Here is a 24701-nt window from a genome sequence, read left to right as displayed (position 1 = left end):
AAATTGCCCGCTATTTAGCGCGCGCCCACCAGCAAAAACTCCAGCAATGCCTTCTGTGCATGCAGACGATTCTCCGCCTCATCCCAGACCACACTACGCTTGTCATCGAGCATATCTTCAGAGATTTCTTCGCCGCGATGCGCAGGTAAACAGTGCATAAACAACGCGTCATCGGCGGCATGATCCATCAGGCGCGGATTGACCTGATACATCGAAAAACGACGCTTACGCACACTTTGCTCAGACTCTTGGCCCATGCTCGTCCACACGTCGGTAGCCACCAAGTGCGCACCCTCGGCGGCCTCTTCAGCGGTTTTCACCAAGGTCGCGCAATGGGCATATTGCTCGAGCATGTCGGGGTCTGGCTCAAAGCCATAGGGACAGGCGATGCGCAGATGAAAGCCGAATTGGTGTGCGGCATGGACATAGCTATTGCACATATTATTGCCATCGCCGACCCAAGCAAATTCGCGACCAGCTAGCGGGCCACGATGCTCGACAAAGGTTTGTAGGTCGGCGAGTAGCTGGCAGGGGTGATGGTCATCGGTGAGGGCGTTAATCACGGGCACGCGTGAATACGCCGCAAAGCGCTCGATGGTGGCGTGGTCGAAGGTGCGAATCATCACCGCATCGACCATGCGTGAAATCACTCGCGCTGAGTCTTCAATCGGCTCGCCGCGACCGAGCTGAGTGTCGCGCGGCGATAGAAAAATCGCCGAACCGCCAAACTGCGCCATGCCCGCTTCAAACGAGACACGGGTACGAGTCGATGACTTCTCGAAAATCATCCCCAAGACGCGGTTTTTGAGCGGTTCATAGATTTCGCCAGAGCGCAGTATGCGTTTCAGCTCGATGGCGCGATCTAAAATGCCTTGTAGCTCAGCTGGCGTGAAATCTAGGAGCGTGAGGAAATGCCGCGTGCTCATGCGCTTGCCTCGTTTGTCGCAGCTGCAGGCGCTAGGAATTCGCGCACCATCGCGCTAATACGAGTCACTAGTTCGTCGGCCTCTGCGGCGGTAATCACCAGCGGCGGCAATAAACGAATACGATTTTCTGCACTAACAATCAGCAGCACACCGGCATCACGGGCGATGGCGACTAGTTCTGTGCAGGGCTTTGGCAGCACGACGCCGAGCATCAGGCCTGCACCTTCTACAGTGACGCCAAGATCGCCAAGCTCACGGATGAAGCCGTCGCGAATGCGCTGGCCCATGATGGCGGCGTTGTCGACGGCACCAGCGAGCAGGCCATCCATGGTAGCGAGCGCAGCAGCGCAGCCTAGCGGAGTGCCGCCATAGGTGGTGCCGTGTTTGCCCGGACTAAAAAGCTCAGTGGCTTTGCCAGCGACTAGCGTGGCGCCTATTGGGAAGCCATTGCCCAAGCCTTTGGCGGTGGTCAACACATCCGGCAAAATGCCCGCGTGTTGGTAGGCAAAATAGCGCCCAGTCCGGCCATTGCCAGTTTGAATTTCGTCGAGCATGAGCAGCCAGTCGTGTTGGTCGCAGATGTCACGCAGAGCTTTCAAATAGCCGAAGCCATTTTTCGCCATGCGCACGCCGCTTTCGCCCTGAATAGGCTCGACCAAGATCGCCACGATATTGGGGTTGCGCGCGGCTACGGCTTCGATTGCAGCAATATCATCGAATGGCACACGCTCAAAACCTTGCACCAGCGGGCCAAAGCCTTCTTGTACTTTCGCGTTGCCAGTGGCAGTTAGTGTTGCCATGGTACGGCCATGAAAGCTGTTTTCCATGACAATAATCGTTGGCAGTGTGATGCCTTTTTTATGGCCATAGAGCCGAGCTAGCTTGATCGCGGCTTCGTTAGCTTCCGCGCCGGAGTTGCCAAAAAAGGCACTGTTCATGCCCGAGACGGCACAGAGCTTATCGGCGAGCTGCTGCTGCAATGGCACCTGAAACAAGTTCGACGTGTGCACCAAAGTGCTGGCTTGCTCAGCAATGGCTTTCGCTACGCCAGCGTGAGCATGACCCAAACCACAGACAGCAATGCCGGCGGTGGTGTCGAGGTAGCGCTTGCCATCGGTGTCGTAGAGCCAGACGCCTTCGCCTCGCACAAACGCTACGGGCTGGCGGGCGTAGGTGGGCATTAAGGTCGGGGGCGTTAGGGCGGTCATGATGGCGAGCCTGCAGGTCATTGAAAAAGGTAATCGCGGAGTGTAGCGCTGGGGCATCGTTTCGCCAAGACACTTCAGTATCTGCTATATTGTGGGCCATATTTTCAACTGAGATGAAGCCATGGAAATCGAAGAGTTAATCAAGAAGCAAATTGCCGACAACGCCGTACTGTTGTTCATGAAAGGCACCCCGCAATTTCCACAATGCGGTTTTTCTGCCCGTACTGTCGAGGCTTTGGTGCAAGTTGGCGAACCATTCGCCTACGTCAATATTTTGGATAATCCTGACATCCGTGCCACCTTGCCGAAAATCGCAAACTGGCCAACCTTTCCACAGCTGTGGGTTAAAGGTGAGCTGATCGGTGGCTGCGACATCGTTATGGACATGGTTCAAAAAGGCGAATTAGCCACGCTCGTAAAAGAAGCATCAGCTACTTAAGCCTTAACAGCGTTGGATTCAAGTCGCCGAGCAGAGCCTCTGTCGGTGCACTAAATGGAGTTATATATGTTACCTATTTTCCTAATGGTCTTAGTTGCACTGGCCGTACTCGTTGTTTTAATGAGTGTGAAAACCGTGCCCCAAGGCTATGAGTGGACAGTGGAGCGCTTCGGTCGCTACACCACCACACTGAGCCCAGGCCTGCATTTCATCATGCCGTTTTTCGATCAAGTCGGTCGCAAACTCAGCGTCATGGAACAGGTACTAGACATTCCTGCACAAGAAGTGATTTCGCGCGACAACGCCATGGTGCGTATCGATGCTGTCTGCTTCTACCAAGTCATCGACACGCCACGTGCTGCTTATGAAGTTCAAGGCTTGGGCTATGCCATTCAAAACTTGGCAATGACCAATATGCGTACTGTCATTGGCTCGCTAGACCTCGATGAGATGCTGTCGCAGCGTGACCAAATCAACGGTCGCTTGCTTGCTGCTATTGATCAGGCCACTGGCCCATGGGGTATTAAAATTACCCGCGTTGAGATTAAAGACATCACGCCGCCACACGATTTGGTCGATGCTATGGCGTCGCAAATGAAAGCTGAGCGTATGAAGCGTGCCTCGATTTTGGAAGCTGAAGGTCGCCGCCAAGCGGAGATTTTGGAAGCTGAAGGCGAGAAGCAAGGCCAGATTTTGAAAGCCGAGGGTGCTCGCGAAGCCGCCTTCTTGGAAGCTGAAGCGCGTGAGCGTGAAGCTCAGGCTGAAGCCAACGCCACCTCAATGGTGTCGGATGCTATCGGCAAGGGCAATATTCAAGCCTTGAACTACTTTATCGCGCAAAAATACGTCACCGCCTTTGGTGCCGTGGCAGCGTCGACCAACACCAAAGTCATCATGATGCCGATCGAAGCTACGCAGTTGGTTGGTAGCGTTGGCGGTATGGCTGAGTTGTTGAAAGCCGTACGCGACGATAAGGCCTAAGCCATGACAGCCACAGGGTGGTGGATTATTGCTCTGGTATTGGCGCTCAGCGAGCTGCTTTCGGGCTCGCTGTTTTTGCTGATGTTGGCAATTGCCGGCGGTCTAACGGCGCTAGCAACTCACGCGGGTTTGACTGACTGGCAGTATCAAGCAGCCCTGTTCTCAGTGCTCTCAGTGCTGCTTTGCTTTGGCTGGGCTAAACGCCGTGCTTCAAAAGCTGCGGTGGCACCGAATGGGCTAAATAGTGGCTCTAAGCGTTGGCTTGGCCGCGAGTTGGTGCTGACTGAGGCAATAGTACAAGGCCGTGCCCGTATTGCGATGGACGATACTTCGTGGACACTGAGTGGCCCGGACCTGCCTATTGGTGCTCGCGTTCGCGTGAGCGCAGTACAGGGCAATACGCTGGTGGTAGAGGCGCAGTAATCGCTTCAGAGCAGCTGCTTCACAAAAAACGCGCGAGCCATCAAGGTCGCGCGTTTTTTTATGGGGCTCATTTTTTGCCGCAATCTCTGTAGTGTGCTCTTGCGCGACTGTTATGTTGTGCTGATCGTTGCCCTGCGCAATACATCAAGCAAGCTTGTAGCCTGATTCTGCTCAGGGATAACCCCTGCTGCTTTTAGTTCTGCATGTAGTTTCGGCAAATGCCAGCAGGGCGCTGTCGGCATGAGGTGATGTTCTAGATGGTAATGCTCATAGTGCGGCGCAAACAACAGCTTTTCAAACCAATTCGCCGAAGTGCTGCGTGCGTGCATTAGCGGGTTTTTGCTCAATGGGTCGGCGACCACAGCATGGTCGGCAATCTGGCGTATGCGCATGCAGGTTGGTAGTACAAAGATGAAGGCTATGGCCCAGAGGCCGTAGAGCCAGCCATTGCCGAGTGCATAGAGTGCGCCCCAAATAGCGAACTGCCAGAGAATGGCGATGTGGCCATTATTTGCGATGAATTTTTTCGCATAGCCACTGACACCTTGTGGCGCAGGCATTAGGCGTTCGACCTTGCCGGTGAGCTCATATTTCCAATAGCCCGCGTACATGCCCATGAGGCCGATGATGGACTTGATGCCAGTTTGGCCGCTGATGTCGCGCCAAAGTTTGCGTTTCAGGCTGCCAGGGCTGACCGGATAGCTCTCGGTCATGATGCGGTCGGGGTCATCTGGCGTGCCAGCAAGGCGGTGGTGCACCATATGATAGGCTCGATAGCCAGGCATGCTTTGCAGGATTGGTAGGGCGGCTAGGTATTCACCAATCCATTCGTTTAGCGATGGCGTAGCAAATAGCGAGCGATGCGCGGTTTCATGCTGCAGGATGGCAAAGCCGGCCATGGCACTTGCCAGCAGAAACACACTGAGCACATAGCTTAGTGGGTGCGGCCAAGCTAGGCTGATGGCGAAACCGGCAATCACCAGCGTCCAATCTTTGGCGACTTCTAATGTGCCGCGCCAGTTTGATTTTTGGTTGAGCTCGGCGCGACGCGCGGGACTTAGGCTGTATGTGCTCATATCGATGCTCATGGAGTATTTAGCGTGGATTTATATTACTCATAAAAATTCATATGTGCAAATGATGTAATGAATCTAAATGATTTGCTGCAATCTTGACCCTGAGCAAGCGAGGCTGAGTTTCAGGCTCTATAATAGAAACATTAGCCATGTGCTTGAGCTGTGCTCTAGCCTTGGCAGACTGGTTTTGGAGTGTTGTTATGTCCTCTGTTTCACCATCTACAGCATCTACTTCGGCATCATCTAGCCGCGAGCAGCGCATTATTGCGGCGGTTACCCAGGCGATCCAGCCTAGTCACATTGAAGTGCTGAACGAGTCACATAATCATGGCGGCCCAGGCACCGAGACTCATTACAAGTTGATTGCCGTGAGCGAGGCGTTTCAAGGCCAGCGCGCGGTGGCAAGGCATCAGCGCATTTATGCCGCAACGGCTGCTGAGCGTGACACCGGCCTGCATGCATTGGCTTTGCATTTGTACACGCCAGAGGAATGGGCTGCTATTGATGCTGCGCCCGAAAGCCCAGCTTGCCGTGGAGGCAGCCAATGAGCGAAGCATGGATTCAGGCGCGCCAAGCGGCCGATGAGCCTGTGGTGGTTGCTGCGCTTTATCATTTTGCCGATTGGCCTGAGTTTGCCGAAGTCAAAGCTCCGCTCACCGAGTTCTGTGTAGGCTTAGGCATTCGCGGCACGTTATTGCTCGCGCATGAGGGCATAAATGGCACGGTGTCGGGCACGCGCTCGGCCATCGATGCATTGCTCGCGCGCTTGCGTGGCGACAGCCGCTTTGCCAATTTAGAGCATAAAGAATCGTTTTCTGATCGCCATCCATTCTTGCGTTTGAAAATTAAGCTCAAGCGCGAAATCGTCACTTTAGGCAAGCCGGTTGATCCTACAGCGGTGGTTGGCACTTACGTGAAGCCGCAGGAATGGAATGCGCTGATTAGCGATCCATCGGTGTTATTGATCGATACGCGCAATGATTATGAGGTGGCCATTGGCACCTTTGCTGGAGCGGTAGATCCTAAGACGGCGAACTTCAGTGACTTTCCCGAATATGTCGCCAGCCAGCTAGACCCTGCAAAGCATACTCGCGTCGCGATGTTTTGCACCGGCGGCATCCGCTGTGAGAAAGCCTCGAGCTATATGCGTCAGCAAGGTTTCGATGAGGTCTATCACCTGCAAGGCGGCATCTTGAAATATTTGGAAGAAGTGCCAGTCGAAGAAAGCCTGTGGCAGGGCGAGTGTTTTGTTTTCGATGAGCGCGTGGCGGTCAAGCATGGCCTAGAGCAGGGCGAGGCCACCGTCTGTTATGGCTGCCGCCGTGCTTTGATGCCAGCGGATTTAGAGTCGCCGCTTTATGAGTACGGCATCAGCTGCGCACATTGTCACGATAGCTTGAGCGATGATCAGCGTAAGCGTTTTGCCGAGCGCCGCATGCAACTGGCGCTGGCGACAAAACGCTTAGGCAAGTCTTAATGCCCTTCGGGTGCGTGGAAGTGCAGGTAAATCGAGGTGATGAGTTCGGGGATCTCGCTGGTCATGCCGGAGAGCATTTTGCGGTCGCGGCGCAACGGCATCAGATCAGGATCTTCGATCAAGTCCGAGAGCACCAGCATGGGCAAAGTCATGTCGGCGATCTCATCTTCGTCGATGCGATACCAGTCGTCTTCGTCCAAAAACAGCGCCTCCATGAAGCCAGCACACCAGCTATTGAGCGGCGTGTCGTCATCGGGCTCGGCGTGCAACGGGCAGGGCAGCACCAAGCGCACACCATGATAAAGCGCGGCGTGGATGCTTTTTTGCCAAGCCTGCAGGTCGGCAAACAAATCCGCACTGGCTTCGGCGTTGGGCAGCGGCGCTTCGTCATCGAAGCAAGCGGTCATCGCCTCCTCGTCGAGCTTGCCGCGCGGGCCCACGGTGAGGCCCGTAAGGAAGCCGTGCATGCCAGCGAAGTCAGGGCCATTGGGGTTGGCGTCGCCATCGAGAAAAGTCTCCAGAGCCAGCAGTGTGGACTCGGACAAAGCGTATTGTTCGTGCATAAGCGGCGCTCCAAAATGTCCATGCATTGTACTCTGAACAATAGCGCAAAGAGAGCCTCTGTATCGCGCAAAATTACGACATTGCGTACGCGCACTCATCTGAATTTAAAGGAAGCCTGCTGATGTCGGCGAGTATTGATCGCGCCCGCGAGGTGCTGCGCCAAGTCTGGGGCTATAGCGATTTCCGTGGCCGCCAAGCCGAAGTTGTCGACACCGTTGCCAATGGCGGCGATGCCCTAGTACTGATGCCCACTGGCGGTGGTAAGTCCTTGTGCTATCAAGTGCCGGCCTTGATGCGCAGTGGCACAGCGATCGTCATCTCTCCGCTCATCTCACTGATGCAAGATCAAGTCGCTACCTTGCTGCAGCTAGGCGTGCGCGCGGCGTATTTGAGCAGTAGCTTGGATTTGCACGAGGCGCGGGCGATTGAAACGCAGCTACTCGACGGCTCACTCGACCTGCTTTATATGGCGCCTGAACGAATGGTCACTGCGCGTAATTTGGCGCTGCTGTCACGCGTGCCAATTTCATTATTTGCCATCGATGAAGCGCATTGCGTGTCGCAATGGGGCCATGATTTCCGCGCTGATTATTTAGGTCTGTCGGTGCTCGCTGAGCAGTTTCCCGATGTGCCGCGCTTGGCATTAACGGCCACCGCCGACCTGCGCACCCGTGCTGATATTGCGCGCTTGCTGAAGCTCGATCATGCGCCGGTATTTTTAAGCAGCTTCGACCGACCGAATATCTATTACCGCATTTTGCCGCGCCTCAACGCGATGGATCAGCTCACCGATTTTATCCGCCGCGAACACCCGCAAGATGCTGGCATTGTCTATTGCTTATCGCGCGCGAAAACCGAGCGAGTGGCGGCGGCTTTGGTGAAGCAAGGCTTTCCAGCACTGGTCTATCACGCTGGTTTATCGCCAGCGGAGCGCGAGTCCAATCAAACGAGGTTCTTGCGCGAAGAGGGCATTATTGTTGTCGCCACCATCGCGTTTGGTATGGGCATCGATAAGCCCAATGTGCGCTTTGTCGCGCACCTAGATTTACCCAAAAGTCTTGAGGCTTATTATCAAGAAACTGGTCGTGCTGGCCGTGATGGTCTGCCTTCAACGGTATCGCTTTTTTACGGCCTGCAAGATGTCATCAAGCATCAGCAAATGCTGGCGCAGTCCAATGGCAGCGAAGAGCATAAGCGTCATGAGCGCCGCCGCATCGATGCCATGCTTCAGCTTTGCGAGACCACGGCGTGTCGCCGCCAATTGCTGCTGCGCTATTTCGATGAGCATATGCCCGAGCCCTGCGGCCACTGCGATGTCTGCACGGAGCCGGTGGCGACTTGGGATGCCACCGAACCGGCGCGCATGGCCTTGTCGGCGGTGTATCGCACTGGCCAGCGCTACGGCGTTGAGTATGCGGTAGAAGTGCTCAGCGGCAAGCGCTCCGATCGTGTCTTGAGCAATGCTCACGAGCAGCTCGCGGTGTTTGGCCAAGGCGTGCATTTGAGCCTAAAAGCATGGCGTAGTATTTATCGCCAGCTGTTGGCGCACGGCTTATTACTGGTCGATGCCGATGGCTACGGCACACTACGTTTGGCGCCAGAGTGCCGGCCATTGCTGAAGGGCGAAGTCAGCCTGCAATTGCGCAAAGATCGCGACACCGCCAGTTCTCAACGCTCGAGCAAGCCATCGCGAGCGGCGAGCAGCATTGAGCCGGCAGATGAACCGTTATGGCAGGCCTTGCGCGCACGTCGCAGCAAATTGGCGAAGGAGCAGGGTGTACCGCCTTATGTCATTTTCCATGACAGCACCTTGATCGATATGGTCATGCGCCAACCGCAAAGCCTGCAAGAAATGAGTACCGTTGCCGGCATCGGCGAGAGTAAGTTGGCGCGCTATGGCGAAGCCTTCTTGGCGGTGATTTTGGATCAAAGTTATCCGGTCATGGGCTAATGAGCGGCGCGCAGGCGTGGCAGCTGAAGCGCTCATCGCGGCGCACGGTGGCGATTCATATTCGCCGTGATGGCCATGTTGAAGTGCGAGCGCCGCTGCGTTATCCGCTCAATGCCATCGAAGCCTTTGTGCGTAGCCGCCAAGCTTGGATAGATGAGCAGCTGCAGCGCTTAGGCGACTTACCGGCATTGCCGCAATGGGGCGAGGATCGTCAGTGGTGGCATCAGGGTCAGGAATGGCCGGTGCATATCGAGCACGTGGCTACACAGCGTGGGCGGGTGCAGGTTTGCTTTAGCGACCATGGTGTTGATAGCGTAAGCGCTGTTAGGCATGGCTTCCAAATAACAACGACAACTGAGCCCGACACTTGGCCCAAGCTCATCACCAAATCGCTACAAAACTGGCAGACAGCTCAAGCCAAGCAATCATTGCCCATTCGTGTGGAGGCTTTAGTAGCGAAGCATGGTGAACAATGGCGACCAACCGCTTTACGTTTTCGCTGCCTGCGCTCGCGCTGGGGCAGTTGCAGCGCCGATGGCCGCATCATGCTCAACACTCAGCTCATGCAGCTGCCTGAGCACTTAATCGATTATGTGATTTGCCACGAGATGGCGCATTTGCGCGAGATGAATCACAGTGCGGCGTTCTATGCTGTGCAAGCGCGCTTGAACCCAGAGTGGCAGGTTCAGCGCGTTGAAATGAAGCAGTGGGCTACGCGCTTAGTTACGAGCGGCGACGTCTAGCCAGTCTTTCACGCGATTAGCATCACCAATTCGCGTGTATTTTCCCCACGAATCCATCAGCACAATAACCACGGGCTTGTCTTGGATATGCGCCATCATGACCAAGCAACGACCAGCTTCATTGATAAAGCCAGTTTTCGAAATATCGATTTCCCATTCGGGCTTTTTCACCAAGCCGTTGGTGTTGCGAAAGCGCTGCTCTTGGCCACGCACCATCACGCTGTATTCGGGTGTTGTTGAAAAGGCACGAATGTCGGCGTAGCGATATGCCGCCTGCACCATCTTAGTAAGTTCGCCAGGTGTTGAGACGTTTGCGCCATGCAGGCCGGTGCCGTCGAAAAACTGCGTATTGGGCATGCCCAAGCTGCGCGCTTTGCGATTCATTGCCGCGATGCCCGCAGCCAAACCGCCTGGATAATTGCGAATTAAAGCCGATGCGGCGCGATTTTCTGAAGCCATTAACGCCAGTAACATGAGGTCGGCGCGCGGTAGGCTAGTGCCAACACTCATGCGTGAATGGGTATGGCGAAGATGATCAATATCATCTTTAGTAATCGTGACCAGCTCATCCATGGATTGCTTTGCATCGAGCACCACCATCGCTGTCATCAGTTTGGTGATGGAGGCAATCGGCATGCGCTGATGAACGTTTTTCGAGTACAGCACTTCGCCGGTTTCAACATTGGTAATAAGTGCTGCGCGTGAGGCAACATCCAATGGTGTGGTGAAGCTGCTGTGGATAATGTCGGGCCCAGCGCGACGCTGCTCGGCGGCGATCTGAGCTGCTGATACGGGCGCTGCTGTTTTGGCCGCATAGGCTTGTGGAGCCATTGCGAAGAGGCTTAAAACAGCAACAGCAAAAGCCCTGCGCGGGCTAAGAATTTTAACGTTTGGCAACATGAAAAGAGTCTCGGTATTTATGACTAGATTGCGTTCAAGCGTTATGTAACATAAGACGGTGCAGTTATGATAGTAGGTCGGCTTAAAAGTAGGGGGTAATGTGGCGCTAACGGTGGCTATCGTCGACAATAATGCGCTCCTGCGAGATGGTATTGCAGCGCTACTTTTCCTGCCTATTTCCGGCTTGCGCGTGGTGATGGCCAGTGACTGCGATGACGCCGCAATGACGGCTTTGCAATCGACTAGTTTTCGTGTCGCTTTAATTGGTATTTCTGGGGCAAATACGCCATCTAGCTTAAGCAGTGAAGCGAGCGATCAAACAGATGCTCCGAAAACACATTTCGAACTCGCCATGCGCTTGATGCATCTAGCCGATAAGCCGCGCGTGGTGCTGATGAACCAAACGCCTGAGGTCTATCCAAAAGCCATGATTCAGGCCGGCGTTTCGGGGTTTTTATCCACCCATGCCGATCTCGATGAGCTAGTAAAATCCTTGCGTTTGGCGGGGATGGGTAAGTCGTATATTTCACCGAGTTTGTCGACGGCTTGGGCGCAAGAAGGCTTAAGTGATGAGCAGGAGCGCTTTGCTGAATTATCGGCGCGTGAGTTGGCGGTTATGCACTATGTTTTGGCGGAGAAGCGAGTGCCCGAAATTGCTGAGCTATTGAGCATTAATCCGAAAACAGTAGCGACTTATCGCAGCCGAATGATGGAGAAGCTTGGCGTGCGCTCAGACCTCGGTTTGTTCAAGCTCGTGCAATCTACAGGACTGTGCTCATGACGGATGTCACGGCCACCTTAGCTGCGCCGGAGCCATTGGAGCCGACGGCAAATAGCAAGCATGCCAACGCATTACGCCTAGAGGCTTTGCGCGACACAGTGAAAACCTTGCCAACTGACCCCGGTGTTTATCGCATGCTCGATGCCACCGGTGCAGTGCTTTATGTCGGCAAGGCCAAGGTGCTGAAAAATCGCGTTAATTCCTATTTTGCCAAGCAGGTCGACAGCCCGAAAACTAAAGCTTTAGTGGCGCGTATTCACGCCATTGAAGTGACTATTACGGCCTCGGAAACTGAGGCGCTGCTGCTTGAGCAAACGCTGATTAAGTCGCTGAAGCCTCCTTTTAATATTCTACTTCGCGATGATAAAAGTTATCCATCGGTGCTATTAACTGAGGGCGATGCTTGGCCTCGCTTAGGTTTTCATCGTGGTCCGAAAAAACAAAAAGGCCGTTACTTTGGCCCGTTTCCTAGCTCGGTGTCGGTGCGCGATAGCCTGAATTTATTGCAGAAGTTATTTCAGGTGCGCCAATGCGAAGACAGCTTTTTTCGCAATCGCACACGGCCATGCTTACAGCACCAAATTGGCCGTTGCCGCGCGCCCTGCGTAGGCTTGGTCAGCGACGAAGATTATCGCCGCGATGTCATCAATACGCGGCTGTTTTTAGAGGGCCGTAATGCCGAAGTTACCGACGGTCTTATCGCGCGCATGGACATGGCCGCCGAGGCCTTAGATTTTGAATCAGCCGCGCGTTATCGCGACCAACTCAGCGCATTGCGGCGCATACAAGAGCAGCAGTTCGTGCTCAATGATTTGGGTTCAGCCGATGTTTATGGTGTGGCGGCGCAGCCCGGCGGCGTTTGCGTGTCGGTGTTACAAGTGCGCGATGGTCGTGTTTTGGGTAGCAAAAATTGGCATCCCAGCGTGTTTGGCGAGACCGCTATTGAAGATATTTTGGCTGAATTCCTACCTTCGTATTATTTGCAGATAGGCGCTGGTCGCGAGCTGCCGCGAGAGATCATCACGCCAGTGGCTTTGGCTGATGACGCGGTGCTAGCCGATGCCTTACGCCAGCACTTTGGTCGCGAAGTTGAGATTAAGTCACGGGTGCGTGAGACGCGGGCGGCCTGGTTGACCATGGCGCAGCGCAATGCTGAGTCGGCGCTGACGGCAAAGCTCAGCCATCGCGGTCATACCGCCATGCGCTTTGCCGAGCTGCAGCGAGTATTGGCTTTGGAAAAACCGATTAAACGCATGGAGTGTTTTGATATTTCGCACACCATGGGCGAGGCCACGGTTGCCTCTTGTGTAGTATTCGATGGCGAGGGCCCGCGCAGCAGTGACTATCGCCGCTTTAATATCGAGGGCATCACGCCCGGCGATGATTACGCCGCCATGCATCAAGCCTTAACGCGGCGCTATAGCAAGCTCGACCCTAATGATGAGCGCTTGCCTGATGTCTTATTTATTGATGGCGGCAAGGGCCAGCTCAGCCAAGCGATCGATGTTTTGGCCACGTTGGGCATCATTTCTGTGCAGCTGATTGGTATTGCCAAGGGCGAGGGCCGTAAGCCTGGGTTGGAGACACTGCACTTTCCTGACCGAGAGCCTTTGAGCTTAGATGCGCAATCGCCGGCCCTGCATTTGACTCAGCACATTCGCGACGAAGCGCATCGGTTTGCCATTACCGGGCATAGGGCTCGCCGCGCCAAGGCGCGTAAAACCTCGACGCTAGAAGGTATTGATGGCATTGGCCCAGCGCGCCGGCGTGCCTTAATTCAGCATTTTGGTGGCTTGCAAGAAGTGCTACGAGCCAGCGCACACGACCTCGCTCGCGTCAATGGCATTAGCGATGCCTTAGCACAAAGCCTGTATGCCGCCTTGCACAGTCACTGAAGTTCTAGGATAGTCTGTGACTTCATTCTGACCGTATGGAGACGGTGTTGGCCGCACGTCCACTCTGGAACATCCCAAATATTCTGACCGTCTCCCGTGTTGCCCTGATTCCGGTGCTGCTGGTGCTCGCGTATTCGCCTATCGCCTTTCGTAATGAGATCGTTGCCGCCGTCTTTGCAATTGCTGCCGCCACCGATTGGTTCGATGGCTATTTGGCGCGCACGCTGAATCAAGGCTCGGCCTTTGGCCGCTTTTTAGATCCTGTTGCCGATAAACTTATGGTCGCTGCCGCACTAATTTTGCTAGTCGAATGGCATGCGCACGTGGTCATGGTAGTGCCGGCGATTGTCATCATTTCGCGTGAGATCACTATCTCGGCATTGCGCGAATGGATGGCTGAAATTGGCCAACGCACGCAAGTGGCAGTAAGCGCCATTGGCAAATGGAAAACCGCCGCGCAAATGGTCTCTATCACTTTGCTACTGCTCGATTGGGCGGTGCTAAATCCGCTGGCATGGGGCTTGTTGTATTTGTCGGTCGTGCTGACCTTATGGTCGATGTGCATCTACTTAGTGGCAGCATGGCCATCGCTAAGTGAAGCAGATTAAATAGCTGGCTAAAGTTTGCGCAGACGCACCGCCTAAGGCTTGACTTGATTCTGCCAAGGCCTACAATGCGCGCCTGTTCCAGTGACGCAAGTCATTTGATCATTGCGGGTGTAGCTCAGCTGGTAGAGCGCGACCTTGCCAAGGTCGAGGTCACGAGTTCGAGCCTCGTTACCCGCTCCAAATCGACAAAACGCCGACCATTGTGTCGGCGTTTTGCTATCCTGAGTTTCTATTTGGCTTGATGGACGCGTTCATGGCCGCAACTTCACGCTCGGCAATTGGTGTATTTGACTCCGGTATTGGCGGTCTGACGGTAGTGCGGGCTTTAATGGAGCGCCTGCCATTTGAAGACATAGTCTATTTTGGCGATACCGCGCGCGTGCCCTACGGCGTGAAATCCAACGAAACCATCCATAGCTTCACCACGCAAATCGCCGACTTTTTACTCGCCCGCGATGTCAAGTTGCTGATCATCGCCTGTAACACCATGGCGGCGGTGGCGGGTGAGGCCGTGCGGGCGCGTTCGCCAGTGCCAGTGCTTGATGTTATCGATGCCGGTGCGCGTGCGGCGGTGGAAATAAGCCAGCGCGGCATTGGTGTTATCGGCACGCCGACCACGGTCAACTCCAATGCTTATGCGCGCAATATTCATGCGCTCAATCCTGCACTCAGTGTCTACTCGCAGGCTTGCCCTTTGCTGGTGCCATTGGTGGAGGAGGGCTGGCTTGAACACGAAGTCACGCGCCTAACTTTGCGCGAATATTTGAAGCCAGTATTTGTTGAGTCTATCGATGCTTTGGTGCTGGGCTGCACGCATTATCCGCTGCTGAAGCCGCTTATTGGTCAGATTGCGGGGCCGAATATTCGCTTGGTGGATTCGGCGGTGACTATTGCCGAGCAAACCGCGCGCGTGCTGACCGAAATGGAAATGCATAATCCGCAGCGCATCGCGCCACGCTATGACTATGTGGTGACTGACATTCCGCTACGTTTTCAAACCATAGGTTCGCGCTTTTTGGGGCGTGAACTGAGCCATCTTGAGCAGGTGCGCTGGTAGTTCTGCAAAAAAATGACCTCGAAGTCATTCGCCTGAGCCTTTTTTCCTACACATTTGGTTACACTAGCGCCGATTTTTCGGACAAGGAGAGGCGCAGGTGGCAGTTATAGAGGCTCGAAAACAGCAATGGCAAACGTTGACCACAACCGCATGGGATGTGCTGGTGATTGGCGGCGGAATTACTGGTGCTGGTGTGGCGCGCGAGGCCGTGCGACGTGGCCTGCGTACGGCATTGATCGAGCAGACTGACTATAGCTGGGGCACATCTAGCCGCTCATCGAAAATGGTTCATGGCGGCCTGCGCTATATCGCTCAAGGTGAAGTGCGGCTGACTTGGCATTCGCTTACTGAGCGCGAGCGTCTGCTGCGCGAAGCACCGGGCTTGGTCGAGCGCATGGGCTTTCACTTTGCCCATTATAAAGGCGTATTTCCGGGTCGCTGGCCATTTCAGTTTCTCATCACGGTCTATGATCTGCTCGCCGGCATGCGCGACCATCGCTACTTTAAAAAGCTCAATTTCTTGGCGCGCATGCCTGGTCATCGCGGCGAAGGCCTTACTGGCGCCACGCGCTACACCGATGCCGTGGTCGACGATTCGCGCTTAGTACAACGCGTGCTCGACGAGGCCGTGGCCGATGGTTTAGTCATGCTCAATTACGTGAAAGCCACCGATTTGGTGATGACTGGTGATCGTGTCACCGGTTTGCGTCTGCAAGATACCTCGGATGATTTTGGCAGCGACCGAGGCGAGACCGCTGTAGTGGCGGCGAAAGCCGTGATTAACGCCACCGGCGCGTGGGCGGATCGCCTACGTCGAAAACTCATTGATGAAGTGCGTGTGCGGCCTTTGCGCGGCAGCCATTTGGTGTTTTCTGCGCATCGCCTGCCTTTGAGTGAGGCCTTAATTTGCCATCACCCCGATGACCAGCGCGTGATGTTCATTTATCCGTGGGAAGGCCGCACCATTGTTGGCACGACGGACCTTGATCATCGTGACGATTTAGACATTGAGGCGGCCTTAAGCGAGGCCGAGATGCATTACTTGTTGCGCGGCATCAATACGCAATTTCCTGCCGCGAAATTTACCGTTGAAGACATTATTTCAACTTGGTCTGGCGTGCGCCCAGTGGTTAGCGCTGGCGATGGCAATGACCCATCGAAAGAGAGCCGCAGCCATAGCGTTTGGGATAACCAAGGCTTAATTACCGTAACTGGCGGCAAGCTCACCACTTTCCGTCTTATTGCGCTCGATGCCTTGCGGCTGGCGGCAGGGCAGCTGGGTATTACTGTGCGCGATGATGGCGCCGCGATTTTTCGTGCACCACAGTCGGGCCCTGCGCCTGAGCATTTAACGCCGGCGATGTTTGCCCATGTAGTGGCGCGTTTTGGCATCCATACCCAACGCTTTTTGCGCGAGATGCCCGCTGGTGAGCTCGTGCATATTGCCGACACCAACACCTTGTTGGCCGAATTACGCTGGGCATGCCGTCATGAGCAAGTGGTTCATCTCGATGATTTACTCATGCGTCGTGTGCGTTTAGGCCTGCTGCTACCGCGCGGTGGTTTGTCGTTGATTCCGCAAATCGATGCCATATTGCGTGATGAATTACACTGGTCGGCGGAAAAAATCAGCGCTGAGCGTGTACGCTATGAGTCTATATGGCGACGTTATTACTACTTACCAACGGCAGCTAAGGTTTAGCGCTTAGCATATTTAGCCGTCGATACCATTACTTTTGGAGCACTCCGCGCATGAATGTGAAGCATCTTGCTAAAGCCAGTGGCTTAGCGCTGATTTTAGCCTTAGGCCTAGCGGCTTGTACGACCACGACTCAGCAAGGTGCTACGGGTGTCAGTCGCCAACAGTTACTGCTGGTGTCATCTTCTGAAGTGGAGGCGATGGCGGCGCAGAGCTATCAGGAAGAGCTGACTAAGGCCACAAGCAAGCGCGCGCTAAATACTGATAAAGCCAATTTGGAGCGTATTCGCCAAATTGCTGATCGTTTGATTCCACAAGTCGGTACTTTTCGCAGCGATGCCTTGGCGTGGCGCTGGGAAGTTAATTTAGAAACGCGCGATGAGCTCAATGCCTATTGCGCGCCTGGTGGCAAAATCATGTTTTTCACCGGCATCATCAATAAGCTAAAACTCACCGATGATGAAATCGCCGCCATCATGGGTCATGAAATTGCTCATGCTTTGCGTGAGCATGGCCGCGAGCGTGTGTCGCAAGCCTATGCGCAAAATGCTGGCTTGAGCCTGGTTGGTGCACTCACTGGCATGTCGCAAGGCACCAGTACGTTGTTGCAGCAAGCTGCGCAGATTGGTTTAACGCTACCCAATGGCCGCGGCCAGGAATCGGAGGCCGACATTATTGGCCTAGAGCTGCTAGCTCGTGCCGGTTACAACCCGAATGCATCGGTCACGCTTTGGCAGAAAATGGCTGCTGCCACTGGCAATAGCAGTGGTTCGTTCTTGAGTACTCACCCAGGTAATGCTCAGCGTATTAACGATCTGCAAGCGGCTATTCCGAAAGTTATGCCCTTGTATCAGCAGGCTAGACGTAGTCCCGCGCCAAGCCGAGCCATTGTGCCGCGCACTTAATATTTAGTTTTGCCTGCAACGATAAAAAGCCTCGCCGATGAGCGAGGCTTTTTTATGCGCTTGAGTTTATGCGCTCCAGCTCAGCCAGCTTTTTGCCAGCATCGGCGTGTCGGTGATTAAGCCATCCACGCCCATTGCTGCTAATTCTAACGCCCGCTGGTGATCGTTCACCGTCCACGTCGACACCCACAAGCTAGCGGCGTGCGCCTGAGTCACTAGCTCAGCTGTGAGTAAGTTTGCGTGCGGACCGATGGCATCGCAGCCTAGGGCTTGTGCGACCTGCACGATGTCGCCAGCAAAATTATCTTCTACTAAAAAGCCGCGTGGCAACTCGGGTGCCTGTTGCTGTAAGCGGTGCAATAGCCGCGGATTAAATGACGTGCAGCGCGCGCGACCCGATAAGTTAAAGCGCTGCCAAATCGCAGGCAAGGCGGCGACTACGGCGGCTTCATCCTCCTCATGCTGAAGTTTTAGCTCCAGCTCGATATGGGTGAAATCGTAGAGTTCAGTGAGCACTTGCGCCAACGTTGGCACGCCTTCGCGCTTTGGCCATGGCGCAAAGCCTTTGTGTGCGGGCTGATGGCAGGCATCCAGTGCGGCTAACTCGGCAGCGCTATGCTCACGCACCAAACCATGGCCAGAGGTGGTACGCGATAACTCAGCATCGTGGATGACTATGAGTTCGCCATCGGCACTAAGGTGAATATCGAACTCGACAGCTCGCACGCCGAGTGCGCGCAGATACCGAAACCCGCTGAGGGTGTTTTCGGGAGCTTCGCTGCGCGCGCCACGATGACCAATTAAGCGCATGGCGCTCTCCTTATTTAGCATTTATGCCTAGTGTAGCCTGCTCGTTGTGAATTCTGTGTGACGCCGCGCGGTGGCTATGGTGTAATCGCGCCCATGTATAAACCACTCTCTGTTTTTATCGGGCTGCGCTACACACGTGCGCGCCGCCGCGACCAATTTATCTCCTTCATGTCACTGAGTTCGATGATCGGGCTTATGCTCGGCGTGGCTGTGCTCATCACGGTGTTATCGGTGATGAACGGCTTCGACCGCGAGCTTAAGCAGCGCATCTTAGGCATGGTCTCGCAGTCCACTATTCACGCCACCGAGCCGGTACAAAACTGGCGCAAGCTCGTGCAAATTGCCGAAGCTAGTCCGGGTGTTACTGCTGCCGCACCTATGTCGCAGGTGCAGGGCATGCTCACTGCCAATGGCCAAGTCAACGGCGCGGTGATCACCGGTATTGCGCCCGAGTTCGAAGCCAAGGTGTCGATCTTGCCCGACTTCATGGCGCAGGGGCAGATGAGCGATCTCACCGATGGCAGCTATGGCATCGTGCTGGGCCAACAGCTCGCCGATGTACTCGGCGTGCGCATGGGCGATTCGGTAACACTGGTTTTACCCGAGGCCACCTTGAGTGCTGCCGGCGTTATTCCTCGCTTTAAGCGCTTTAATGTTGTTGGTGTATTCAAAGTTGGCGCTGAGGTCGATGGCATTTTGGCCTATGTGCATTACGCCGATGCCGGTCGCCTGTTGCGCATTGGCGACCGCGTGCAAGGCTTGCGCTTAAAGGTTGATGACCTGTTTGCCGTGCGTGCCACCAACGAACGCTTATTGGCCACACTGCCGCCATATTTTTACGCCAGCGATTGGACGCAGACTCAGGGCAGCTTGTTTAACGCTATCAAAATGGAAAAGGCGATGATGTCTTTACTGCTGCTGCTGATCGTGGCGGTGGCGGCGTTTAATATCGTTTCCAGTCTGGTCATGGTGGTTAATGACAAGAAGTCAGACATCGCAATTTTGCGCACCTTAGGCGCCACGCCGGGCATGATTCAGCGCATTTTCTTAGTGCAGGGCACGGCGGTTGGGCTGGGTGGAACTATCGCGGGTGTGGGCTTAGGCATATTGCTGTCGCTCACTGTTAGTGACATCGCCGCTGGCTATGAGCGCCTGATGAATGTGCGTTTATTCGATGCCTATTTTGTCAATTATCTGCCCACGCAACTCGATTGGTTTGATGTCACTTGGGTCGGCCTCACTGCATTTATTTTGAGCTTCTTGGCGACAATTTATCCGGCACGCCAAGCTGGTCGCATTCAACCAGCGGAGGCTTTGCGCCATGAGTGAGATTGTTCTAGCTACCCATGATTTGGGTCAGCAATTTTCTGAAGGTCCGCAAGCTATTACGGTCTTGAAGGATGTCAGCTTTCAGGTCATGCGCGGCGAGCGTGTCGCCATTGTCGGTCGTTCGGGTTCGGGCAAAACCACATTGCTGCATTTGCTCGGGGGCTTAGAGTTGCCAAGCAGCGGTCGCGTTGAGCTGATGGGTAATGACCTAGCCAGCATGAGCGAAGCGGAGCGCAGTAAGTTGCGTAACCAGCACATCGGTTTTGTCTATCAGCTGCATCATCTTTTGCCGGAATTTACGGCATTGGAAAACGTCAGCTTGCCGGCAGTCATCGGCGGCATGAGTCCTAAGTTAGCTCGCAAAAAAGCCCATGAATTATTAACGCGCGTGGGCTTGTCGGAGCGTGTTGAGCACAAGCCATCGGAGCTCTCAGGTGGTGAGCGCCAGCGTGTGGCTTTGGCGCGTGCGCTAGTGTGTGACCCTGCCTTGGTATTGGCAGATGAGCCTACAGGCAATCTCGATCGCGATACTGCCGAGTCGATTCATCAGCTCATCGTTGAGCTAAATGAAACCTTGGGGATTAGCTTTATTATCGTGACTCACGAAGAGCGTTTGGCGTCTTTGGCGCATCGGCGTTTGAGCATGAGCAGCGGTAGCTTAGTCGAGCTTGATCAAGCCCAATAATGCTGTGCCTTACTGCGCAGAAATGTCATTAGATTTTTGCGCGAGGCGGGCTTCTAGGCGCTTGCGCCAAGCCGTGACCACATGCCATCGCCAAAAATAGCGCATGGCGATATAGCCTATCGTACCTAACACCAGCCCTAGTACGACCGAGCCAAGGAAGAATGGTTTGAGCTGCTGAAGTAGGCCTACCTCGAAAGCGTCTACGGGCGCATCCGACATATGCAGTGCGCGCGTCGCCAAGTGCTCTAGCTGATGCCAGGTGAGCATGGGCACATCAAGCAAATGGCTACCTAACCAATAACCGCTATACATAAATGGCAATAGCGTTAGTGGGTTAGTGATCCATACCAGCAGAATCATCAGCGGCAAATTAATGCGAAAGACAATGGCGATAGCGGTGGCCGGCACCATTTGAAAAGGTACGGGTAGGAAGGCGCAGAATAGACCCCAAAACATCGCCCATGAAGCCGAGCGGCGGTTTAGGTGCCAGAGACTAGGATCGCTCAGGCGGTTGCGTAAAAAGCCGAGGCCCTTCATCTCTCGGATTTGCTCCGGAGTGGGAAGGTAGCGACGAATAAAAGCCTTAGCCATGAGGTCTTCCATGTTCTACCCAGAAAGAGGGCAGGCCGTAGTCTACACTGAGAGTTGATTCAACTGGAATGGATGCCAGGGGAGCAACAGCGTGTCTTCGCTATTATTTAGTTTTGTTTATGGCGTATTTTTGTTGCGCCTATGGGCGCAGCTGCCTTCATTTATGCTTTGCTTAGCCTATTGCGCAGTGATATTGGGCGGCATTTTTCTTGCTCAGCTTCTTCGTCAGCGCCGCTCATTTAAAGATTTCGCCCTCAGCTGGCCAGCACTTGCCGGCATCGGTTTGAGCGCGGGCATGCTCTGGTCTGTATTTGCCGCAACGCAAGCGATGACGCAGCAGCTGCCATCGGCGTGTGAAGGTGAGCGCCTGAATGTCACGGGTCGTATTGTTAGCTTGCCAAGACCAGCGCAGCCCATTGGCGAGCGTTTTGTCTTTCAGCCTATTTCAGGCGCTGAATCGTGTTGGCAGAGTGGCGTTAACTGGCAGCTGAGTTGGCGCGGCGATATTTTATTAAAGCCTGATGAAGTGTGGCGCTTTCAGCTGCGCTTGAAGCGGCCCAATGGTGTGGTCAATCCTGGTGGCTTCGATGGTGAGCTGTGGTGGCATCAGAACGGCATTAGCGCTACTGGCTGGGCGAGCTCTGGCGAGCGCATTGCTGCTGCCGAGACCACGCTCGATGGTTTGCGCTGGCGTATTCGCCAACATTTGCTAGCGAGCTTTGCAGATCAGCCCGATGCCGCCGGCACAGTATTGGCGCTGCTCACTGGCGACCGTGCGGGCATGTCCATCGAAGCCTGGGACAGATACGCGCGCACCGGCATCACGCATTTGGTGGCGATTTCAGGTGTGCACATCACCATGGTTGCCTGGTTAGTAGCGTGGTTTGTTCGCCGCTGCTGGTTGCGCTCGCCGAAGCTGGCGTTGTGGCAGCCAGCCGTGCGTGTGTCGGGTGTTATCGGCTGGCTGGCGGCATGTGGCTATGGTGCGTTGGCGGGCATGGAAGTGCCAACGCAGCGCACTTTATTGATGCTCGGAATGATCGTTTGGCTACGTTGCCTGCCAGGTGAGATGCGCGCGACACAAAGCCTGTTATTGGCTTTAACGGCGGTGCTGCTGCTCGATCCCTTAGCGATTCATTCGGCCGGTTTGTGGTTGTCTTTTGCTGCTGTCGCCTTACTGATGGCTGGCGGCATGGCTCCCGGTGAGGAAGTGAGTTGGCGCGCGGGTTTTCGAGCGCAATGGCTGGCGACGTGGGGCTTACTGCCGTTGACCTTGGCGCTATTTTCTCGGCTAGCGTGGCTGAGCTTGCCGATCAATATCATCGCCATCCCGTGGGTAACGTTTACTGTGGTACCAGTGGCAATGGCGGGCCTGCTCGCGCATAGCGTCTCCGAGCCGCTAGGCCATGCGTTATGGGCTTTGGCTATTGGCAGCATGGCCATGCTCGATGAGTTGCTGAAATGGGCGGCAGCACTGCCGGGAGCGGCCATTGATTGGCATTTACCTGGCGCGACAGTCTGGGCGCTGGGCTTGAGTATTGCTTTATTACTGATGCCGCGCGCGCTGCCTGGGCGGCAATTGGCATGGCTGCCGCTGCTTGCGCTGTGTTGGCCGCAGCCGAGCTTGAGCGAAGGCCAGTTGCGGCTGAGCATTATCGATGTCGGTCAAGGTTTGTCGGTGCATGCGGAAACGGCAAAACATCAGCTGTTATTTGACACTGGTGCGGCATTTAGCGATGACGCCGGCGCTGGTCAGCGCATTATTTTGCCGTATTTGCGCTGGGCTCAGGTGCGCTCGCTCGATGCTCTCGTGTTTAGCCACGACGACAATGATCATACCGGCGGTGGCGGGGCGATCTTGCGCACGCTGCCGGTGGCCCAGGTTTGGGGCGAGTGGCCATCGCATTTGGCGCAATGGCCTTTAGCTGAGCGTCCGCCGCAGCAAGGTTGCCGCAGTGGCCAGCGTTGGCAATGGGATGGCGTCGAGTTCGAGTTTCTGTGGCCAGACCCAACGTTTTTGCTCAAGCGCGATAATGAGCGCTCTTGCGTGCTGCGCATTCGTGCGCAGGGATTTACCGTGCTGATTCCGGCCGACCTAGAGGCACAAGGCGAATTAACGCTGTTAGCTATGCAGTCTGATCTGCGCGCAGATTTACTCTTACTTGGCCACCATGGTAGCAAAACATCGAGCACCGAAAGTTGGCTAGATGCGGTTGCGCCGCGCGAGGTCATTGCCACCGTTGGTTATCGCAATCGTTTTCATCATCCGCACTCCACAGTGCAACAACGCGTTATGGCTAGAGGTATTCCGCTGTATCGAAGTGATGACAGTGGTCTGTTGCGTTATGAGTTTCTTCAAGTTGGGCAATGGCCACGAGTGCAGCATGGGCGATTGCTCGATAAGCATTATTGGCGAGCAAAACCGCAGCTGCTTTCGCCTCAGCCATCTGAAATGCCGCCCTAAGTGCTTGGCGCACTGGCCGCCATCCCTTAGAGTAGCGGCTATTCGCGATGAGGAGATGAGCCTGTGTTTGAGATGATGAAATCTGGCGGGTATTTGATGCTGCCGTTGTTAGTGGCGTCGGTGCTGGCCTTGGCAATCATCCTAGAGCGTGCGTGGTCATTACGCCGAAGTCGGGTGGCGCCGCCACAGCTGTTAAGCCAAGTTTGGCGACAGCTGCAAGCAGGTGAAATGAATGCTGATCAGCTGCGTTTACTGCAAGCTGGCTCACCCTTAGGCTCTTTGTTGGCAGCGGGCTTGATCAATGCGCGCCATGGCCGTGATCTCACCAAAGAAAGTATCGAAGATGCCGCTACACCGGTCGTGCACGAAATGGAGCGCTACCTAACGTTGCTCGGCACCATAGCGATGATTTCACCCTTGTTGGGCTTGCTCGGCACCGTTATCGGCATTATCGATGCATTTTTGGTGGTCACTGCCGGTGGCATTAGCGATCCGACAGCATTAGCGGGTGGCATTTCTAAAGCCTTGGTGACAACGGCTGGCGGCATCTTTGTCGCCATCCCAGCAATGATTATGCACCGTTATTATCTGCGCCATATTCAGACCCTAATAGTGAGCATGGAGCAGCAGGCGGTGAAGCTGGTCGATATGCTGCACGGCGATCGTGAGGTGGATGTGCTGCCTAGCGCCGCTAGCTTCACAGCGCCCGCCACAGGCAGCGTTGCAACACCGAGCAGAGATGGAGCTGAGGCGTGAAATTAAAGCGTCCCATGGATGATCATTTGGAACTCAATCTCACGCCATTGATTGATTGCCTGCTGTTTTTGATTATCTTTTTCTTGCTGTCGACCACGTTTGCAAAGACCGGCAAGTTACAAATTACCTTGCCTCAGGCCGATGCCACGGTGCCGGCTGCGAAGAAAAATCCTTTAGAAGTCTCGGTAGATGGTCGCGGCCATTACGCCGTCAATGGTGAGGTGTTGGCCGCTAATAGCCCTGAAGCTTTGCGCAGTGCCATCGAGGCAAAAGCAGGTGAGAAGCGCGATCAACCATTGATTATTTCTGCCGATGGCCAAGCGCCGCATCAGTCAGTGGTAACGATCATGGATATCGCCGGCCAGCTTGGGTTTCGTCAAATTGGAATTGGCACACAAAAAGCTGCCACTAGCGCCCCTTAATTTTTTGGAAG

Annotated in this window: 25 protein-coding genes and 1 tRNA gene; 19 read left to right on the top strand and 7 right to left on the bottom strand. The window is 54.8% G+C overall.

Annotated features, from left to right (window positions below):
* Positions 1–14: 14 nt before the first annotated feature.
* Positions 15–926: an ornithine carbamoyltransferase gene (argF, locus tag ACFQ0F_RS06355; RefSeq protein ID WP_379070293.1), complete on the bottom strand. Its 912-nt coding sequence runs from the start codon at positions 924–926 to the stop codon at positions 15–17.
* Entirely contained in the window at positions 923–2134 is a 1212-nt protein-coding gene (locus ACFQ0F_RS06350; RefSeq protein ID WP_379070290.1) for an aspartate aminotransferase family protein, read from the bottom strand. Before ACFQ0F_RS06350 ends, argF begins: the two co-directional genes overlap by 4 nt.
* A 121-nt stretch (positions 2135–2255) precedes the next feature.
* Between ACFQ0F_RS06350 and grxD the strand changes: the two genes are divergently transcribed.
* From grxD to ACFQ0F_RS06335, 3 genes are all read left to right on the top strand, one after another.
* A complete protein-coding gene (gene grxD, locus ACFQ0F_RS06345; RefSeq protein WP_340675081.1) occupies positions 2256–2573 on the top strand; it encodes a Grx4 family monothiol glutaredoxin in 318 nt (105 codons plus the stop codon).
* Between the two features lie 66 nt (positions 2574–2639).
* Positions 2640–3554 carry an SPFH domain-containing protein gene (locus tag ACFQ0F_RS06340; RefSeq protein WP_340675080.1) on the top strand — a complete coding sequence of 305 codons (915 nt, stop codon included), beginning with the start codon at positions 2640–2642 and terminating at the stop codon, positions 3552–3554.
* Positions 3555–3557: 3 nt separating this feature from the next.
* Complete coding sequence (locus tag ACFQ0F_RS06335) at positions 3558–3977, top strand: NfeD family protein (protein WP_379070286.1); 420 nt, start codon at positions 3558–3560, stop codon at positions 3975–3977.
* A 110-nt stretch (positions 3978–4087) separates the two neighbouring features.
* Here ACFQ0F_RS06335 and ACFQ0F_RS06330 read toward each other — a convergent pair whose 3' ends face one another.
* Complete coding sequence (locus ACFQ0F_RS06330; protein ID WP_379070283.1) at positions 4088–5053, bottom strand: fatty acid desaturase family protein; 966 nt, start codon at positions 5051–5053, stop codon at positions 4088–4090.
* 200 nt (positions 5054–5253) lie between these two features.
* Here ACFQ0F_RS06330 and ACFQ0F_RS06325 point away from each other — a divergent pair, with 200 nt between their 5' ends.
* Both ACFQ0F_RS06325 and trhO read left to right on the top strand, forming a co-directional pair.
* A complete protein-coding gene (locus ACFQ0F_RS06325; protein ID WP_379070280.1) occupies positions 5254–5601 on the top strand; it encodes a BolA family protein in 348 nt (115 codons plus the stop codon).
* Positions 5598–6530 (top strand): oxygen-dependent tRNA uridine(34) hydroxylase TrhO, encoded by a 933-nt coding sequence (gene trhO, locus ACFQ0F_RS06320; RefSeq protein WP_379070277.1) that lies wholly within the window; start codon positions 5598–5600, stop codon positions 6528–6530. Before ACFQ0F_RS06325 ends, trhO begins: the two co-directional genes overlap by 4 nt.
* On the opposite strand, the gene ACFQ0F_RS06315 is transcribed toward trhO, so the two are convergent.
* A complete protein-coding gene (locus ACFQ0F_RS06315; RefSeq protein WP_340675073.1) occupies positions 6527–7093 on the bottom strand; it encodes a YecA/YgfB family protein in 567 nt (188 codons plus the stop codon). The two genes, trhO and ACFQ0F_RS06315, sit on opposite strands and share 4 nt — an antisense overlap.
* A gap of 122 nt (positions 7094–7215) precedes the next feature.
* Between ACFQ0F_RS06315 and recQ the strand changes: the two genes are divergently transcribed.
* Together recQ and ACFQ0F_RS06305 are read left to right on the top strand one after the other, a co-directional pair.
* Positions 7216–9045 (top strand): DNA helicase RecQ, encoded by a 1830-nt coding sequence (gene recQ / locus ACFQ0F_RS06310; RefSeq protein WP_340675072.1) that lies wholly within the window; start codon positions 7216–7218, stop codon positions 9043–9045.
* Entirely contained in the window at positions 9045–9788 is a 744-nt protein-coding gene (locus ACFQ0F_RS06305; RefSeq protein WP_379070272.1) for a M48 family metallopeptidase, read from the top strand. Before recQ ends, ACFQ0F_RS06305 begins: the two co-directional genes overlap by 1 nt.
* Here the strand turns inward: ACFQ0F_RS06305 and pbpG are convergent.
* Positions 9765–10688, bottom strand: a complete 924-nt coding sequence (pbpG, locus tag ACFQ0F_RS06300; protein WP_340675070.1) for a D-alanyl-D-alanine endopeptidase — start codon at positions 10686–10688, stop codon at positions 9765–9767. The genes ACFQ0F_RS06305 and pbpG overlap by 24 nt on opposite strands.
* Positions 10689–10788: 100 nt before the next feature.
* Between pbpG and ACFQ0F_RS06295 the strand changes: the two genes are divergently transcribed.
* From ACFQ0F_RS06295 to ACFQ0F_RS06265, 7 genes are all read left to right on the top strand, one after another.
* On the top strand, positions 10789–11469 hold the full coding sequence (locus tag ACFQ0F_RS06295) for a response regulator transcription factor (protein ID WP_340675069.1): 681 nt from the start codon (positions 10789–10791) through the stop codon (positions 11467–11469).
* Positions 11466–13364 carry an excinuclease ABC subunit UvrC gene (uvrC, locus tag ACFQ0F_RS06290; RefSeq protein WP_379070267.1) on the top strand — a complete coding sequence of 633 codons (1899 nt, stop codon included), beginning with the start codon at positions 11466–11468 and terminating at the stop codon, positions 13362–13364. The genes ACFQ0F_RS06295 and uvrC overlap by 4 nt, the downstream gene beginning before the upstream one ends.
* A 47-nt stretch (positions 13365–13411) precedes the next feature.
* Complete coding sequence (pgsA, locus tag ACFQ0F_RS06285) at positions 13412–13972, top strand: CDP-diacylglycerol--glycerol-3-phosphate 3-phosphatidyltransferase (RefSeq protein ID WP_340675067.1); 561 nt, start codon at positions 13412–13414, stop codon at positions 13970–13972.
* A gap of 104 nt (positions 13973–14076) precedes the next feature.
* A tRNA-Gly gene (locus ACFQ0F_RS06280) sits at positions 14077–14152 on the top strand.
* A gap of 73 nt (positions 14153–14225) precedes the next feature.
* Complete coding sequence (gene murI / locus ACFQ0F_RS06275) at positions 14226–15029, top strand: glutamate racemase (protein WP_340675066.1); 804 nt, start codon at positions 14226–14228, stop codon at positions 15027–15029.
* A 97-nt stretch (positions 15030–15126) separates the two neighbouring features.
* A complete protein-coding gene (locus ACFQ0F_RS06270) occupies positions 15127–16731 on the top strand; it encodes a glycerol-3-phosphate dehydrogenase/oxidase (RefSeq protein ID WP_379070262.1) in 1605 nt (534 codons plus the stop codon).
* A gap of 50 nt (positions 16732–16781) precedes the next feature.
* Positions 16782–17633: a M48 family metallopeptidase gene (locus tag ACFQ0F_RS06265; protein ID WP_340675064.1), complete on the top strand. Its 852-nt coding sequence runs from the start codon at positions 16782–16784 to the stop codon at positions 17631–17633.
* Between the two features lie 66 nt (positions 17634–17699).
* Here the strand turns inward: ACFQ0F_RS06265 and ACFQ0F_RS06260 are convergent, their stop codons facing one another.
* Positions 17700–18443 (bottom strand): glycerophosphodiester phosphodiesterase, encoded by a 744-nt coding sequence (locus ACFQ0F_RS06260; protein ID WP_379070259.1) that lies wholly within the window; start codon positions 18441–18443, stop codon positions 17700–17702.
* A 93-nt stretch (positions 18444–18536) separates the two neighbouring features.
* Between ACFQ0F_RS06260 and ACFQ0F_RS06255 the strand changes: the two genes are divergently transcribed.
* Together ACFQ0F_RS06255 and lolD are read left to right on the top strand one after the other, a co-directional pair.
* A complete protein-coding gene (locus ACFQ0F_RS06255; protein WP_379070256.1) occupies positions 18537–19772 on the top strand; it encodes a lipoprotein-releasing ABC transporter permease subunit in 1236 nt (411 codons plus the stop codon).
* Positions 19765–20457 (top strand): lipoprotein-releasing ABC transporter ATP-binding protein LolD, encoded by a 693-nt coding sequence (gene lolD / locus ACFQ0F_RS06250; RefSeq protein ID WP_340675061.1) that lies wholly within the window; start codon positions 19765–19767, stop codon positions 20455–20457. The genes ACFQ0F_RS06255 and lolD overlap by 8 nt, the downstream gene beginning before the upstream one ends.
* Before the next feature lie 9 nt (positions 20458–20466).
* Here the strand turns inward: lolD and ACFQ0F_RS06245 are convergent, their stop codons facing one another.
* Entirely contained in the window at positions 20467–21048 is a 582-nt protein-coding gene (locus tag ACFQ0F_RS06245) for a DUF2062 domain-containing protein (protein WP_379070252.1), read from the bottom strand.
* A gap of 91 nt (positions 21049–21139) precedes the next feature.
* On the opposite strand from ACFQ0F_RS06245, the gene ACFQ0F_RS06240 reads away from it, so the two are divergent.
* From ACFQ0F_RS06240 to ACFQ0F_RS06230, 3 genes are all read left to right on the top strand, one after another.
* Positions 21140–23512 (top strand): DNA internalization-related competence protein ComEC/Rec2, encoded by a 2373-nt coding sequence (locus ACFQ0F_RS06240; protein ID WP_379070249.1) that lies wholly within the window; start codon positions 21140–21142, stop codon positions 23510–23512.
* Positions 23513–23584: 72 nt separating this feature from the next.
* A complete protein-coding gene (locus ACFQ0F_RS06235) occupies positions 23585–24268 on the top strand; it encodes a MotA/TolQ/ExbB proton channel family protein (protein WP_340675097.1) in 684 nt (227 codons plus the stop codon).
* Positions 24265–24690: an ExbD/TolR family protein gene (locus ACFQ0F_RS06230; RefSeq protein WP_379070246.1), complete on the top strand. Its 426-nt coding sequence runs from the start codon at positions 24265–24267 to the stop codon at positions 24688–24690. Before ACFQ0F_RS06235 ends, ACFQ0F_RS06230 begins: the two co-directional genes overlap by 4 nt.
* The last annotated feature ends 11 nt before the right edge of the window (positions 24691–24701 follow it).

The organism is Paraperlucidibaca wandonensis, assembly GCF_042677145.1.
Taxonomy (GTDB): domain Bacteria; phylum Pseudomonadota; class Gammaproteobacteria; order Pseudomonadales; family Moraxellaceae; genus Perlucidibaca; species Perlucidibaca wandonensis.
The sequence above is the reverse complement of the archived record's forward strand: the minus strand, read 5'-3'. Positions and strand labels throughout refer to the sequence as shown.

Bases quoted from the DNA above. Each gene is read 5' to 3' on its own strand.
- argF (WP_379070293.1), bottom strand. From the start codon at position 926: ATGAGCACGCGGCATTTCCTCACGCTCCTAGATTTCACGCCAGCTGAG.
- ACFQ0F_RS06350 (WP_379070290.1), bottom strand. From the start codon at position 2,134: ATGACCGCCCTAACGCCCCCGACCTTAATGCCCACCTACGCCCGCCAG.
- grxD (WP_340675081.1), top strand. From the start codon at position 2,256: ATGGAAATCGAAGAGTTAATCAAGAAGCAAATTGCCGACAACGCCGTA.
- ACFQ0F_RS06340 (WP_340675080.1), top strand. From the start codon at position 2,640: ATGTTACCTATTTTCCTAATGGTCTTAGTTGCACTGGCCGTACTCGTT.
- ACFQ0F_RS06335 (WP_379070286.1), top strand. From the start codon at position 3,558: ATGACAGCCACAGGGTGGTGGATTATTGCTCTGGTATTGGCGCTCAGC.
- ACFQ0F_RS06330 (WP_379070283.1), bottom strand. From the start codon at position 5,053: ATGAGCACATACAGCCTAAGTCCCGCGCGTCGCGCCGAGCTCAACCAA.
- ACFQ0F_RS06325 (WP_379070280.1), top strand. From the start codon at position 5,254: ATGTCCTCTGTTTCACCATCTACAGCATCTACTTCGGCATCATCTAGC.
- trhO (WP_379070277.1), top strand. From the start codon at position 5,598: ATGAGCGAAGCATGGATTCAGGCGCGCCAAGCGGCCGATGAGCCTGTG.
- ACFQ0F_RS06315 (WP_340675073.1), bottom strand. From the start codon at position 7,093: ATGCACGAACAATACGCTTTGTCCGAGTCCACACTGCTGGCTCTGGAG.
- recQ (WP_340675072.1), top strand. From the start codon at position 7,216: ATGTCGGCGAGTATTGATCGCGCCCGCGAGGTGCTGCGCCAAGTCTGG.
- ACFQ0F_RS06305 (WP_379070272.1), top strand. From the start codon at position 9,045: ATGAGCGGCGCGCAGGCGTGGCAGCTGAAGCGCTCATCGCGGCGCACG.
- pbpG (WP_340675070.1), bottom strand. From the start codon at position 10,688: ATGTTGCCAAACGTTAAAATTCTTAGCCCGCGCAGGGCTTTTGCTGTT.
- uvrC (WP_379070267.1), top strand. From the start codon at position 11,466: ATGACGGATGTCACGGCCACCTTAGCTGCGCCGGAGCCATTGGAGCCG.
- murI (WP_340675066.1), top strand. From the start codon at position 14,226: ATGGCCGCAACTTCACGCTCGGCAATTGGTGTATTTGACTCCGGTATT.
- ACFQ0F_RS06265 (WP_340675064.1), top strand. From the start codon at position 16,782: ATGAATGTGAAGCATCTTGCTAAAGCCAGTGGCTTAGCGCTGATTTTA.
- ACFQ0F_RS06260 (WP_379070259.1), bottom strand. From the start codon at position 18,443: ATGCGCTTAATTGGTCATCGTGGCGCGCGCAGCGAAGCTCCCGAAAAC.
- ACFQ0F_RS06255 (WP_379070256.1), top strand. From the start codon at position 18,537: ATGTATAAACCACTCTCTGTTTTTATCGGGCTGCGCTACACACGTGCG.
- lolD (WP_340675061.1), top strand. From the start codon at position 19,765: ATGAGTGAGATTGTTCTAGCTACCCATGATTTGGGTCAGCAATTTTCT.
- ACFQ0F_RS06245 (WP_379070252.1), bottom strand. From the start codon at position 21,048: ATGGCTAAGGCTTTTATTCGTCGCTACCTTCCCACTCCGGAGCAAATC.
- ACFQ0F_RS06235 (WP_340675097.1), top strand. From the start codon at position 23,585: ATGATGAAATCTGGCGGGTATTTGATGCTGCCGTTGTTAGTGGCGTCG.